12 protein-coding genes are annotated in these 13,088 nt (G+C 69.2%); 6 read left to right on the top strand and 6 right to left on the bottom strand.

Annotated features, from left to right (window positions below; translation table 11 throughout):
* Window positions 1-15: 15 nt before the first annotated feature.
* The 6 genes from rsmG to rpmH are packed head-to-tail and all read right to left on the bottom strand — an operon-like array spanning window position 16 to window position 3,434.
* Complete coding sequence (rsmG, locus tag ACH4OW_RS07090; protein WP_398025599.1) at window positions 16-783, bottom strand: 16S rRNA (guanine(527)-N(7))-methyltransferase RsmG; 768 nt, start codon at window positions 781-783, stop codon at window positions 16-18.
* A gap of 58 nt (window positions 784-841) precedes the next feature.
* Window positions 842-1,375, bottom strand: coding sequence for a R3H domain-containing nucleic acid-binding protein (locus tag ACH4OW_RS07085; RefSeq protein ID WP_360125379.1), 534 nt, complete (start codon window positions 1,373-1,375; stop codon window positions 842-844).
* A gap of 14 nt (window positions 1,376-1,389) precedes the next feature.
* The gene (gene yidC / locus ACH4OW_RS07080; RefSeq protein ID WP_360125381.1) at window positions 1,390-2,559 is read right to left on the bottom strand and encodes a membrane protein insertase YidC; all 1,170 of its coding nucleotides are present in this window, start codon (window positions 2,557-2,559) and stop codon (window positions 1,390-1,392) included.
* A 3-nt stretch (window positions 2,560-2,562) separates the two neighbouring features.
* Window positions 2,563-2,880: a membrane protein insertion efficiency factor YidD gene (yidD, locus tag ACH4OW_RS07075; RefSeq protein WP_360125382.1), complete on the bottom strand. Its 318-nt coding sequence runs from the start codon at window positions 2,878-2,880 to the stop codon at window positions 2,563-2,565.
* Window positions 2,877-3,275 carry a ribonuclease P protein component gene (rnpA, locus tag ACH4OW_RS07070; protein ID WP_360125384.1) on the bottom strand — a complete coding sequence of 133 codons (399 nt, stop codon included), beginning with the start codon at window positions 3,273-3,275 and terminating at the stop codon, window positions 2,877-2,879. Before rnpA ends, yidD begins: the two co-directional genes overlap by 4 nt.
* 21 nt (window positions 3,276-3,296) lie before the next feature.
* Complete coding sequence (rpmH, locus tag ACH4OW_RS07065; protein WP_003949374.1) at window positions 3,297-3,434, bottom strand: 50S ribosomal protein L34; 138 nt, start codon at window positions 3,432-3,434, stop codon at window positions 3,297-3,299.
* A 357-nt stretch (window positions 3,435-3,791) separates the two neighbouring features.
* Between rpmH and dnaA the strand changes: the two genes are divergently transcribed.
* The 6 genes from dnaA (at window position 3,792) to gyrB (ending at window position 13,082) form a co-directional block, all read left to right on the top strand.
* Complete coding sequence (gene dnaA, locus ACH4OW_RS07060; protein ID WP_398025594.1) at window positions 3,792-5,744, top strand: chromosomal replication initiator protein DnaA; 1,953 nt, start codon at window positions 3,792-3,794, stop codon at window positions 5,742-5,744.
* A 1,027-nt stretch (window positions 5,745-6,771) separates the two neighbouring features.
* Window positions 6,772-7,902, top strand: a complete 1,131-nt coding sequence (gene dnaN / locus ACH4OW_RS07055) for a DNA polymerase III subunit beta (protein ID WP_360125388.1) — start codon at window positions 6,772-6,774, stop codon at window positions 7,900-7,902.
* Between the two features lie 212 nt (window positions 7,903-8,114).
* Window positions 8,115-8,996 (top strand): phosphogluconate dehydrogenase (NAD(+)-dependent, decarboxylating), encoded by an 882-nt coding sequence (gnd, locus tag ACH4OW_RS07050; protein ID WP_360125390.1) that lies wholly within the window; start codon window positions 8,115-8,117, stop codon window positions 8,994-8,996.
* A gap of 38 nt (window positions 8,997-9,034) precedes the next feature.
* Window positions 9,035-10,171 carry a DNA replication/repair protein RecF gene (recF, locus tag ACH4OW_RS07045; protein ID WP_398025589.1) on the top strand — a complete coding sequence of 379 codons (1,137 nt, stop codon included), beginning with the start codon at window positions 9,035-9,037 and terminating at the stop codon, window positions 10,169-10,171.
* Window positions 10,172-10,190: 19 nt separating this feature from the next.
* On the top strand, window positions 10,191-10,766 hold the full coding sequence (locus ACH4OW_RS07040; RefSeq protein ID WP_360125393.1) for a DciA family protein: 576 nt from the start codon (window positions 10,191-10,193) through the stop codon (window positions 10,764-10,766).
* Between the two features lie 261 nt (window positions 10,767-11,027).
* Window positions 11,028-13,082: a DNA topoisomerase (ATP-hydrolyzing) subunit B gene (gene gyrB, locus ACH4OW_RS07035; protein WP_360125395.1), complete on the top strand. Its 2,055-nt coding sequence runs from the start codon at window positions 11,028-11,030 to the stop codon at window positions 13,080-13,082.
* The last annotated feature ends 6 nt before the right edge of the window (window positions 13,083-13,088 follow it).

Genomic DNA, 13,088 nt, shown 5'->3' with positions numbered 1-13,088 from the left:
CTCGATGAGCCGCGCTCAGCGACGCCGCCCCCTCGCTGCCCGGCTGGGCCTGGCCGCCTTGGCCCGCTTGGCCGCGAAGCGCACACCGCCCGGGCTCTCGCCGACCTCGACACGCACCACGGTCGACATCGGTTCCACGATCCCCTCGCCGACGTGCACCACCGAGGTCTCCACCACACCGAGCTTGCTCAGCGCGGCTCGGGCCCCCTTCAGCTCCTCCTCCGCGGTGTCCCCCTTGAGGGCCAGCATCTCGCCGTAAGGCCGCAGCAGCGGGACACCCCACCCCGCCAGCCGGTCGAGCGGGGCCACGGCCCGCGCCGTCACCACGTGCACCTGGGGGAGCTTGCCCATGACTTCTTCCGCGCGGCCGCGCACCACCGTCACGTGGTCGAGCCCGAGCAGCTCGACCACCTCCGTGAGGAAGTTGGTGCGGCGCAGCAGCGGCTCCAGAAGAGTGATCTTGAGGTCCGGCCGCACCAGGGCCAGCGGGATGCCCGGGAGCCCCGCCCCCGAGCCCACATCACAGACGGTGACGCCCTCGGGGACCACTTCGGAGAGCACCGCGCAGTTCAGCAGGTGCCGCTCCCACAACCGCGGCACCTCACGCGGCCCGATCAACCCCCGGCGTACGCCCGCGTCGGCGAGCAGCTCGCCGTAGCGCACGGCCTCCGGAAAACACTCACCGAACACCTCGCGCGCCACATCCGGCGCCGGCGGGAGCTCCGCTGCTGCGTCCGACACGGGAACCGCCCTTCCTGGACTGTTGTAAGGCTGACAAGACATGGCCCCGCCTGCGAGCAGACGGGGCCAATTACATCAAGGCTGAGAGGAACTCGGGCCGTCAGGCCGGGAGGACCACCACACAGCGCTGGGGCTCCTCGCCCTCGGACTCGCTGCGCAGCCCGGCCGCCGCCACGGCGTCGTGCACGACCTTGCGCTCGAAGGGCGTCATCGGCGCCAGCTTCACCGGCTCACCGGATCCCTTGGCCTCCTCCGCCGCCTTCGCGCCCAGCTCCGCGAGCTCCTCACGCTTGCGGGCCCGGAAGCCCGCGATGTCCAGCATGAGGCGGCTGCGGTCACCGGTCTCGCGGTGCACCGCGAGGCGGGTCAGCTCCTGGAGCGCCTCCAGCACCTCACCGTCACGGCCCACCAGCTTCTGCAGGTCACGGCTGGTCGAGTCGCTGATGATCGACACGGCGGCGCGGTCGGCCTCGACGTCCATGTCGATGTCGCCGTCGAGGTCGGCGATGTCCAGCAGGCCCTCGAGGTAGTCGGCCGCGATCTCCCCCTCCTGCTCCAGGCGGGTCAGGGTGTCGGTGCCCTCAGCGGCCGGGGTCCCCCCTGTCGAAGACGAGGGGCGGGTCGTGTCCGTCACGGAAGGACTCCTTCTTACTTCTTGGACGGGTGCTTGGGCCGCTGCTGGCCCTTGCGCTGTCCGGACTTGGCGTTACGGGAGCCGGAGGCGGAGGAGCCGCCCTTCGGCTTGCTGTCCTGCGGTGCCTGCTTCTCCAGCGACTGCTTCTCCGAAGCGTCCGAGGAGGCACCGGAAGCGCTGGAGCCGGCACCGGCGCGGGTGCGGCGCTGCGGGGTGCCACCGGCCGGCTTGGCGCCGCCGGCCGGCTGGGTCTGGCGCTGGGCCTTGCTCTGCCGCTTGGGCTGCTGCCGGTTCTGGCGCGCCTCCTCGACGGCCTTCCTGGCCTCGACCTCGGCCGGGTCCTCCTTGAGCTTGCCCTTGGCACGCAGCCGCTGCTGGCGCTCCTCGAAGGCCTTGCTGCCCGGAGTCGGGTTGCGGCGGATGACGAACATCTGCTGGCCCATGGTCCACACGTTGGTGGTCAGCCAGTACAGGAGAACGCCGACGGGGAAGCCGGGGAAGCCGATGCCGAAGACGGCGAACATGACCGGGAAGACGTACATCAGCATCTTCTGCTGCTGCATGAACGGCGTCTTGACCGTGAGGTCGACGTTCTTCGTCATCAGCTGGCGCTGCGTGTAGAACTGCGAGGCCGACATCAGCACGATCATGATGACCGTGACCACGCGCACGTTGGTGACCGAGGCGCCCAGGGCTTCGAGCTTCTCCGGCGTGTCCAGGAACTTCGCGGCCAGCGGGGCGCCGAAGATGTGCGCCCGCTGCGCGCTCTCCAGCAGCGACTGGTTGATGACGCCGACCGTCTGGTTGTTCGCGATGTGGCTGAGGACCTGGTACAGCGAGATGAAGAAGGGCGACTGCGCCAGGATCGGCAGGCAGCTGGAGAGCGGGTTGGTGCCCGTCTCCTTGTACAGCTTCATCATCTCTTCGGACTGACGCTGCTTGTCGCTCTTGTAGCGCTCCTGGATCGCCTTCATCTTCGGCTGGAGCGCCTGCATGTTCCGCGTCGACTTGATCTGCTTCACGAAGAGCGGGATCAGGCAGATACGGATCAGTACCACCAGCGAGACGATGGACAGACCCCACGCCGCGCCACTGTTCTCGTCGAAGATGAGGCTGTAGAACGAGTGGAACTGGACGATGATCCAGGAAACTGCGTAATAGAGAGGACTGAGGATCGTGTCCACGAATCAGGCTCCTTGGGCGGTGGGCTGAGTCTCAGGCTGTGCGGCAGGCTCAGGGGCGGTGGGCCCGCCCAGGCGGCTCCTCAGCCGCTGATGCCAGACCGGACGCTTCCGGGGTGGGACGTGGTCGACGCCACCTGGCGACCACGGGTTGCAACGCAGGATGCGCCAAGCCGTCAGCGCGGTCCCTTTCACCGCGCCGTGCCGGTCGATGGCCGTGTAGCCATAGTGCGAGCACGACGGGTAGTACCTGCAGACCGGGCCCAGCAAAGGGCTGATGGTCCACTGATACAGCTTGATCAACAGCAGCAGCGGGTACTTCATCGCGGCACCCTCCCCTGACCTTCGGTTGGGGGATTTCCACCCAGCAGCCGCTGCAGCGCGGTGTCCAGGTCGCGGGCCAGCTGGTCGTGACCCGCATCACCTGCGCCGGGCAGCGCCCGTACGACAACCAGGCTACCGGCGGGCAGCCGGTCCAGCCGGTCGCGCACGAGGTGGCGCAACCGCCGCTTGACCTTGTTGCGGACCACGGCGACGCCGACGGCCTTGCTCACGACGAAACCCGCACGCGCCGGGGGAAGGGTTTCCCCCGCTGCGTGCGGGTCCGTTACGCCGCTGCGTAGATGGACGACGAGGAGCGGGCGCCCGGCCCTGCGTCCCCGGCGTACCGCGGTCGCAAAGTCCTCGCGCCGCCTCAGCCGATGCTCGGTAGGCAGCACGTCATGGACCTAGCTCAGGGCTCAGGCCGACAGGCGGGCGCGACCCTTGCCACGGCGGGACGCGAGAATCGCGCGGCCGGCACGGGTGCGCATACGCAGGCGGAAGCCGTGGGTCTTCGCGCGACGGCGGTTGTTCGGCTGGAAGGTGCGCTTGCTCACTCGGGGGCTCCAGAGATGCTTGGTGTCTCCGGGGAGACAGGTGTGGGGCGTCGACTGGCTGTCACCGTGCGCCCACGAGTAGCTCGCAACGCCCGAGTGCACCGCTACACGATCACTAGAGCGCGATCTTTGCCCATCGGAGGCAGGCGGCAGCAGCCATCGACAACTCGACCTGGTTACGGTACGCGCGGCGGCGTCATCCGGTCAAACCGGCCCTCGGCCGGGACACACTATGCACAGCCTGTGGACAACAACTTGAATCACCAGGGTCGCCCTGACTACCGTGGGTCAACTCCGATTCCTTCCCGCCCGTCCTGAGAATCACACATTCGTGGGACCAGTGAGAGAGCGTGCTCTGTGGCTGACGTACCTGCCGATCTTGCCGCAGTGTGGCCACGCGTACTTGATCACCTCCTACGCGCGGAAAGCGACAGCCTCAAGCCGAAGGACCAGGACTGGCTGAAGCGGACCCAGCCGCTGGCGCTGGTGGCCGACACCGCGCTGCTGGCCGTCCCCAACGAATTCGCCAAGGGCGTGCTGGAGGGCCGGCTCGCGCCGCTCATCGGTGAGGCGCTGAGCCACGAGTGCGGCCGCCCGATCCGGATCGCGATCACGGTCGACGACTCCGCCGAGGAGCCGCAGCAGCAGCTCCCGCAGTCTCAGCAGCCGCCGCACAGGCAGCAGCACCACCAGCCCCAGCAGCAGCCGGGCCAGCCCGGTCAGCAGCACGAGACGTACGGCGGCTACGACAGCAGGCAGAGCGACGGCTACGACAACCGGCAGGGTTACGGCCACCAGGACGACGACCTGCCGACCGTGCGCCCCGCCTATCCCGAGTACCAGCAGCATCAGCAACACCAGCAGCCCCGGCACGAGCCCGGCGCCTGGCCGCAGCAGCACCCCGGCATGGGCGGCCAAGGCGGCCCCGGCTCCGGGCCCGGCCCGCGTGAGGACTACGGCTGGCAGCAGCAGCGCCTGGGCGGCTTCCCCGAGCGCGACCCGTACGCCACGCCGCCCCCGTCCCACGTACAGCAGCACTCCCAGCGGTCACAGAACGACTACCGTTCGCCGGCTACCGAGCACTCGGGGCCGCCGCAGCACCAGCACTCGGAGGGGCGCTCCCCTTACGAGCAGCAGCCGCCGCAGCGCCGCGACCTGTCCGAGCACCAGCCGCCCGCGCACATCCAGAACCCCGGCCCCGGCGGGATGACGGCGCCCAGCGGCGCCCCCAGCCCGCTCGCCGCGCAGCCCGCGCCCGCGACCGGCCCCGGCGAGCCGACCGCCCGGCTGAACCCGAAGTACCTCTTCGACACCTTCGTCATCGGCGCTTCCAACCGCTTCGCGCACGCCGCGGCGGTGGCGGTGGCCGAGGCGCCGGCCAAGGCGTACAACCCGCTGTTCATCTACGGCGAGTCCGGGCTCGGCAAGACGCACCTGCTGCACGCCATCGGGCACTACGCGCGAAGCCTCTACCCGGGCACCCGGGTGCGGTACGTGAGCTCGGAGGAGTTCACCAACGAGTTCATCAACTCCATCCGCGACGGCAAGGCGGACGCGTTCCGCAAGCGCTACCGCGACATGGACATCCTGCTCGTCGACGACATCCAGTTCCTGGCCAGCAAGGAGTCGACGCAGGAGGAGTTCTTCCACACCTTCAACACGCTGCACAACGCGAACAAGCAGATCGTGCTGTCCTCGGACCGCCCGCCCAAGCAGCTGGTGACCCTGGAGGACCGGCTGCGCAACCGCTTCGAGTGGGGCCTGATCACCGACGTGCAGCCGCCCGAGCTGGAGACCAGGATCGCGATCCTGCGCAAGAAGGCGGTCCAGGAGCAGCTGAACGCGCCGCCGGAGGTGCTGGAGTTCATCGCCTCCCGCATCTCGCGCAACATCCGCGAGCTGGAGGGGGCGCTGATCCGCGTCACGGCCTTCGCCTCCCTCAACCGCCAGCCGGTGGACCTGGGCCTGACCGAGATCGTCCTCAAGGACCTGATCCCGGGCGGCGAGGACGCGGCCCCCGAGATCACCGCGACCGCCATCATGGCGGCGACCGCGGACTACTTCGGGCTGACCGTGGACGACCTGTGCGGATCCTCGCGCAGCCGCGTCCTGGTGACGGCCCGGCAGATCGCGATGTACCTGTGCCGTGAGCTGACGGACCTTTCGCTGCCCAAGATCGGGGCGCAGTTCGGCGGCCGCGACCATACGACGGTGATGCACGCGGACCGCAAGATCCGGGCGCTGATGGCGGAACGGCGGTCCATCTACAACCAGGTGACCGAGCTGACGAACCGCATCAAGAACGGCTGACGCGGGCTCAGCCAGGGGGCCGGCCAGAGCTTTTGAGGGCGCCCCGGGACGTACGTACTCCCGGGGCGCCCTTCGTCGTTCTGCAGGCTCCCTGCGCCGTGTGGGGCGGCCGGCCGTTCCCTGCCGCTCTGCATCCTTCGCCCAGACGCTCCGGAACACTCCGGCCCCGCCCCCCGACTGCCCCTCGACCGCCTCGAAACCCGCCTCGGAACCCGTCCCGAACCCCCGCCGAACCGCCTCGAAACCCGTCCCGCCCGCATCCCAAGCCTGTGGAAGTCCCCGGCTCTGTTCGATTCCGAGTCAGGTCACGGCCACACTCCACAGATTGGCCAAGATTCTTCCGTCCACATGCTGGGGACTGCGAAGTTATCCCGGTGGCTTCCACAGGCAGCCCGGTCCGCGGGACATCTGCCGAGGTCAGCGGGGTGTGGATTTGTGGCAAACAATGATCCACAGGCTGTGGACAAGATTTTCTTCCACAGTGGGCGGGATGCGTTGTCCACTGCCCGCCCACAGGCGGCCCGCCCTTGTCCCCAACTTCTCCACACCCCTGTCCACTGTTCGGCAAGGCAACACCCGGGCTCACCGGGGCGAGTGAAAGGCGTCACACCAAGGTGCCGGATTGGGCTGTGGGGAACCGGGGTAAAGCTGGGGACAGGACTGGGGAGAAGTAGGGCTCCCCTGTGCATCGGGTGTGCATGAATCCCGGCGGTCCACAGATACAGCCGGTTGTCCACGGCTGCCGCCCACAGGCCCGGTGGACAAAAAAACCGCGTTGACCTGCGCTGATCCAGTTGTCCACGGTTTCCACAGGCCCTACTACTACGACCACAGATAGCTACCGGGGAACTCGTTTCGAATCGGGTGTTGTGCACAACTTGGGGATCGGTCGTCCGGCGCCTCTCGATCCGACTTGACCCCGAGCCGCACCGAGTGTCGGTGGCGTGCGTCAGACTGGTCTCCGGCGACCCAGCCGACGAAGAAGGCCAGCAGGGCGAAAGCCAGCAACAGCAGGAGGCGGTTTCCGGTGAAGATCCGGGTGGAGCGCGATGTACTCGCGGAGGCAGTGGCCTGGGCGGCCAAGAGCCTCCCGGCCCGTCCGCCGGTGCCCGTCCTCGCGGGCCTGCTGCTCAAGGCGGAGGAAGGCAGCCTGAGCCTCTCCGGCTTCGACTACGAGGTCTCGGCGCGGGTCTCCGTCGACGCGGACGTGGAGGAAGAAGGCACCGTCCTGGTCTCCGGCCGCCTGCTGGCCGACATCTGCCGCGCCCTCCCCAACCGCCCAGTGGAGATTTCCACCGACGGTGTACGGGTGACCGTCGTCTGCGGCTCCTCCCGGTTCACACTCCACACCCTTCCTGTGGAGGAGTACCCGGCACTGCCGCAGATGCCGACCGCCACCGGCACGGTGCCCGGCGAGGTCTTCGCCTCGGCCGCCGCCCAGGTCGCCATCGCCGCCGGCCGTGACGACACCCTCCCGGTGCTCACGGGTGTACGGATCGAGATCGAGGGCGACACCGTCACGCTGGCCTCCACCGACCGCTACCGCTTCGCCGTGCGCGAGTTCCTGTGGAAGCCGGAGAGCCCGGACGCTTCCGCGGTGGCGCTGGTGCCCGCCAAGACGCTCCTGGACACCGCCAAGTCGCTCAGCAGCGGCGACAGCGTCACCCTGGCGCTGTCCGGCTCGGGCGCGGGCGAGGGCCTGATCGGTTTCGAGGGCGCCGGCCGCCGTACGACCACGCGCCTGCTGGAGGGCGACCTCCCCAAGTACCGCACGCTCTTCCCCACCGAGTTCAACTCGGTCGCCGTGATCGAGACCGCCCCGTTCGTCGAGGCCGTCAAGCGTGTGGCCCTGGTGGCCGAGCGGAACACCCCGGTGCGCCTGAGCTTCGAGCAGGGCGTGCTGATCCTGGAGGCCGGCTCCAGCGACGACGCACAGGCTGTGGAGCGGGTGGACGCCGACCTGGAGGGCGACGACATCTCCATCGCCTTCAACCCGGGCTTCCTCCTGGAGGGCCTGTCGGCGATCGACTCCCCGGTGGCCCAGCTGTCCTTCACGACCTCGACCAAGCCGGCGCTGCTCAGCGGCCGCCCGGCCAAGGACGCCGAGGCGGACGACACGTACAAGTACCTGATCATGCCGGTGCGCCTGTCCGGCTGACCTGCACACACCGGCCCCTGTCGCGGGTCCCGCCGGAGCGCCGACGGCGTGCCGCGCGGGGCCCGCGACCGGCTGGTGCGCCTGTGCGGCTGAACCGGCTGCCCGGTCGGCCGATGAGCGCTTGAGCCCACAGCTGTGCACGCACCGGCGGGCGTAGGCTCGGAGACAGGTCAGGCATGGAAACGAACGACTAGGTGCAAAGAGGGTCTCTGATGGAGCTCGGTCTCGTCGGTCTCGGCAAGATGGGCGGCAACATGCGCGAGCGCATCCGCCGCGCAGGCCACACCGTCATTGGATACGACCGCAACCCGGACCTGGCTGATGTCCACAGCCTCAAGGAACTGGTGGACGGGCTCAAGGGCCCGCGCGTCGTGTGGGTCATGGTGCCCGCCGGCGAGGCGACCCAGGCGACGATCGACGAGCTGGGCGAGCTGCTGTCCGCCGGCGACGTCGTGGTGGACGGCGGGAACTCCCGCTGGACCGACGACGAGAAGCACGCCGAGGAGCTGCGCGCCAAGGGCATCGGCTTCGTGGACTGCGGCGTCTCGGGCGGCGTCTGGGGCCTGGAGAACGGCTACGCGCTGATGTACGGCGGCTCCACGGAGGACGTCGCCAAGGTGCAGCCGGTCTTCGACGCGCTCAAGCCCGAGGGCGAGTACGGCTCCGTGCACGCCGGCAAGGTCGGCGCGGGCCACTTCGCGAAGATGGTCCACAACGGCATCGAGTACGCCATGATGCAGGCCTACGCCGAGGGCTGGGAGCTGCTGGAGAAGGTCGACTCCGTCACCGACGTGCGCGAGGTCTTCCGCTCCTGGCAGGAGGGCACGGTCATCCGTTCCTGGCTGCTGGACCTGGCGGTCAACGCGCTGGACGACGACGAGCACCTGGACAAGCTGCGGGGCTTCGCCGCCGACTCGGGCGAGGGCCGCTGGACGGTCGAGGCCGCGATCGACAACGCCGTACCGCTGCCCGCGATCACGGCGTCGCTCTTCGCGCGCTTCGCCTCGCGCCAGGACGACTCGCCGCAGATGAAGATGATCGCCGCGCTGCGCAACCAGTTCGGCGGCCACGCGGTCGAGAACTCGAAGAAGTAAGCAAGCAGTCAGGTAGCCGGGGGAGGTCGGCGCGCCACATGCACGTATCGCATCTCTCGCTCGCCGACTTCCGCTCGTACGCCCGGGTCGAGGTCCCGCTCGACCCGGGCGTCACGGCTTTCGTCGGGCCCAACGGGCAGGGCAAGACCAACCTCGTCGAGGCGGTCGGCTATCTGGCCACCCTCGGCAGCCACCGGGTCTCCTCGGACGCGCCGCTGGTGCGGATGGGCGCCGAGCGGGCGATCGTGCGGGCCTCGGTCGTGCAGGGCGAGCGGCAGCAGCTGGTTGAGCTGGAGCTGAACCCCGGCAAGGCCAACCGTGCCCGTATCAACAGGTCCTCGCAGGTCAGACCGCGTGACGTGCTGGGGATCGTACGGACGGTGCTGTTCGCGCCCGAGGATCTGGCGCTGGTCAAGGGCGACCCGGGGGAGCGCCGCCGCTTCCTGGACGAGCTGATCACGGCGCGTGCGCCGCGGATGGCGGGCGTGCGCTCGGACTACGACCGGGTGCTCAAGCAGCGCAACACGCTGTTGAAGACCGCGGCGCTGGCCAGGCGGCACGGTGGCCGCCAGATGGATTTGTCGACCCTCGACGTGTGGGACCAGCACCTGGCGCGCGCCGGCGCGGAGCTGCTCGCCCAGCGCCTCGACCTGATCGCCGCGCTCCAGCCGCTGGCCGACAAGGCGTACGAGCAGCTGGCGCCGGGCGGCGGCCCGCTGGCGCTGGAGTACCGCGGCTCGGCAGGCGACGGGATGGACGGCGCCACGACGCGGGAAGAGCTGTACGGGCTGCTGACCGAGGCGCTCGGCGCGGCCCGCAAGAACGAGATCGAGCGCGGGGTGACGCTGGTCGGCCCGCACCGCGACGACCTGCAGCTCAAGCTGGGGCAGCTGCCCGCGAAGGGGTACGCGAGCCACGGGGAGTCCTGGTCGTACGCGCTGGCGCTGCGGCTGGCCTCGTACGACCTGCTGCGCAGCGAGGGCAACGAACCGGTGCTGGTGCTCGACGACGTGTTCGCGGAGCTGGACGCCCGGCGGCGGGAGCGGCTGGCGGAGCTGGTGGCGCCCGGCGAGCAGGTGCTGGTGACGGCGGCCGTGGAGGACGACGTGCCGGGCCTGCTGTCGGGGGCCCGCTTCGCGGTGGCGGAGGGCGTCGCGGAGAAGGTACGGCCGTGAGCGGGCGACGGAGCCAGTGATGAGCGGCGAGCAACCGGACCTGCCCTCCGAGGAGCCCTCGGAGCGGCCGGCCGGCGCCGACCAGCCGAAGCCCCCCGAGCTGTCCGGTATCGACCTGGCCCGGCAGGCGCTGGTCGCCGCCAAGGAGCAGGCGAAGGCGCGGGGCGCCGCCGCGCAGCAGAAGAAGCAGGCGCGCCGGGGCGGTCTGCGCTCGGGCGCGCGCGCCGACGGGCGCGATCCGCTGCCGCTGGGTGCGGCGATCAACCGGCTCATCACGGAGCGCGGCTGGGAGACCCCGGCCGCGGTCGGTGGCGTCATGGGGCGCTGGCCGCAGCTGGTGGGCCCGGAGGTGGCGCAGCACTGCGAGCCGCAGAAGTACGACGAGGACGCGCGGGTGCTGACGGTGCAGTGCGACTCGACGGTGTGGGCGACGCAGCTGCGGCTGCTGGCGCCGCAGCTCGTGGCCCGGCTGAACCAGGACCTGGGCCAGGGCACGGTAAAGCTGATCAAGGTGCTGGGTCCGGGTGGTCCGGCCCGGCGGTACGGGCCGCTGCGGGCGCCGGGCAGCAAGGGTCCCGGGGACACGTACGGCTGAGATGTACGGGTGGTACGGGTGAGACTCCGCTCACCGTAGCCGGAGGTTGACAGCCCGAAGCGCTGAACGCCCCTCAGGGCGTCCTGGGGGCCCACCGCAGATATGGGGAGTCGGCCAACGGCATCTCAGGGCGGCACATGACGACTCAGGCGCCCGCAAACCCCCATTAGTGTCGGCGCTACCGGTAGACTGGTAGCAATCCCGCCCACTCGCGGAACATGTCGAACGACGCAGCCGCCCTGCTTCTGATGGAGGCGGCTCGTGCTGTGCCAGAAAGGGCGCTTCGTGGCCGACTCCGGCGACCTCAACGAGAACAACACGGCTTCTACTGAAGAGGGGGTTCCTGCCGGCGCCAGTGGCGACTCTCCGGAAGAGAAGTCGTACGACGCCAGCGCGATCACTGTCCTCGAAGGTCTGGACGCGGTCCGTAAGCGTCCGGGCATGTACATCGGCTCGACCGGCGAGCGTGGTCTGCACCATCTTGTGCAAGAGGTCGTCGACAACTCGGTCGACGAGGCGATGGCCGGGCACGCGGACACCATCGACGTGACGATCCTGCCGGACGGCGGCGTGCGCGTCGTCGACAACGGCCGCGGTATCCCCGTGGGCATCGTCCCGTCGGAGAACAAGCCGGCCGTCGAGGTCGTGCTGACGGTGCTGCACGCGGGCGGCAAGTTCGGCGGCGGCGGTTACGCGGTCTCCGGCGGTCTGCACGGTGTGGGTGTCTCCGTCGTCAACGCGCTGTCGCAGAAGGTTGCCGTCGAGGTCAAGACGGACGGCTACCGCTGGACGCAGGATTACAAGCTCGGTGTGCCGACGGCGCCGCTGGCCCGTAACGAGGCCACCGACGAGACCGGCACGTCGGTCACCTTCTGGGCCGACGGCGACATCTTCGAAACGACCGAGTACAGCTTCGAAACGCTGTCGCGCCGCTTCCAGGAGATGGCGTTCCTCAACAAGGGCCTGACGATCGCGCTCACCGACGAGCGCGCGGCCCATGTGGACGAGGAGGGCAACCCGCTCTCGGTCCGGTACCACTACGAAGGCGGCATCGTCGACTTCGTGACGTACCTGAACTCGCGCAAGGGCGAGACGATTCACCCCACGGTGATCGACATCGAGGCCGAGGACAAGGAGCGCCTGCTCTCCGTCGAGGTCGCGATGCAGTGGAACACCCAGTACACCGAGGGGATCTACAGCTTCGCGAACACCATCCACACGCACGAGGGTGGTACGCACGAGGAGGGCTTCCGCTCGGCGCTGACGGGTCTGATCAACCGTTACGCCCGGGACAAGAAGCTGCTGCGGGAGAAGGATGACAACCTCACGGGTGAGGACATCCGCGAGGGTCTGACGGCGATCATCTCGGTCAAGCTGGGCGAGCCGCAGTTCGAGGGCCAGACCAAGACGAAGCTGGGCAACACCGAGGCCAAGACCTTCGTGCAGAAGGTGGTCCACGAGCACCTGTCGGACTGGCTCGACCGCAACCCGAACGAGGCCGCGGACATCATCCGCAAGGGCATCCAGGCGGCGACGGCCCGCGTGGCGGCCCGCAAGGCCCGCGACCTGACCCGCCGCAAGGGGCTGCTGGAGACGGCTTCGCTGCCCGGCAAGCTCTCGGACTGCCAGTCGAACGACCCCACCAAGTGCGAGATCTTCATCGTCGAGGGTGACTCCGCCGGCGGTTCGGCCAAGTCGGGCCGCGACCCGCAGTACCAGGCCATCCTGCCGATCCGCGGCAAGATCCTGAACGTGGAGAAGGCGCGGGTCGACAAGATCCTGCACAACAACGAGGTGCAGGCGCTGATCTCGGCTTTCGGTACCGGTGTCCACGAGGACTTCGACATCGAGAAGCTGCGCTATCACAAGATCATCCTGATGGCGGACGCCGACGTCGACGGCCAGCACATCAACACCCTGCTGCTCACCTTCCTCTTCCGCTTCATGCGGCCGCTGGTGGAGGCCGGGCACGTCTACCTCTCCCGCCCGCCGCTCTACAAGATCAAGTGGGGCCGCGACGACTTCGAGTACGCGTACTCGGACCGGGAGCGCAACGCCCTGATCGAGCTCGGCAAGCAGAACGGCAAGCGGATCAAGGACGACTCCGTCCAGCGGTTCAAGGGTCTGGGCGAGATGAACGCAGAGGAGCTGCGGGTGACGACGATGGACGTCGACAGCCGCGTGCTCGGCCAGGTCTCGCTGGACGACGCGGCGCGCGCCGACGACCTGTTCTCGGTGCTGATGGGTGAGGACGTCGAGGCCCGGCGCTCCTTCATCCAGCGCAACGCCAAGGACGTCCGCTTCCTCGACATCTGAGTCGGC

Source organism: Streptomyces sp. NPDC017056, from assembly GCF_044332485.1.
Taxonomy (GTDB): domain Bacteria; phylum Actinomycetota; class Actinomycetes; order Streptomycetales; family Streptomycetaceae; genus Streptomyces.
The sequence above is the reverse complement of the archived record's forward strand: the minus strand, read 5'-3'. Positions and strand labels throughout refer to the sequence as shown.

Coding starts and splice junctions, on each gene's coding strand:
- rsmG (WP_398025599.1), bottom strand. CDS start 783: ATGTCTTGTCAGCCTTACAACAGTCCAGGAAGGGCGGTTCCCGTGTCG.
- yidD (WP_360125382.1), bottom strand. CDS start 2,880: ATGAAGTACCCGCTGCTGCTGTTGATCAAGCTGTATCAGTGGACCATC.
- gnd (WP_360125390.1), top strand. CDS start 8,115: ATGGAGCTCGGTCTCGTCGGTCTCGGCAAGATGGGCGGCAACATGCGC.
- recF (WP_398025589.1), top strand. CDS start 9,035: ATGCACGTATCGCATCTCTCGCTCGCCGACTTCCGCTCGTACGCCCGG.
- ACH4OW_RS07040 (WP_360125393.1), top strand. CDS start 10,191: ATGAGCGGCGAGCAACCGGACCTGCCCTCCGAGGAGCCCTCGGAGCGG.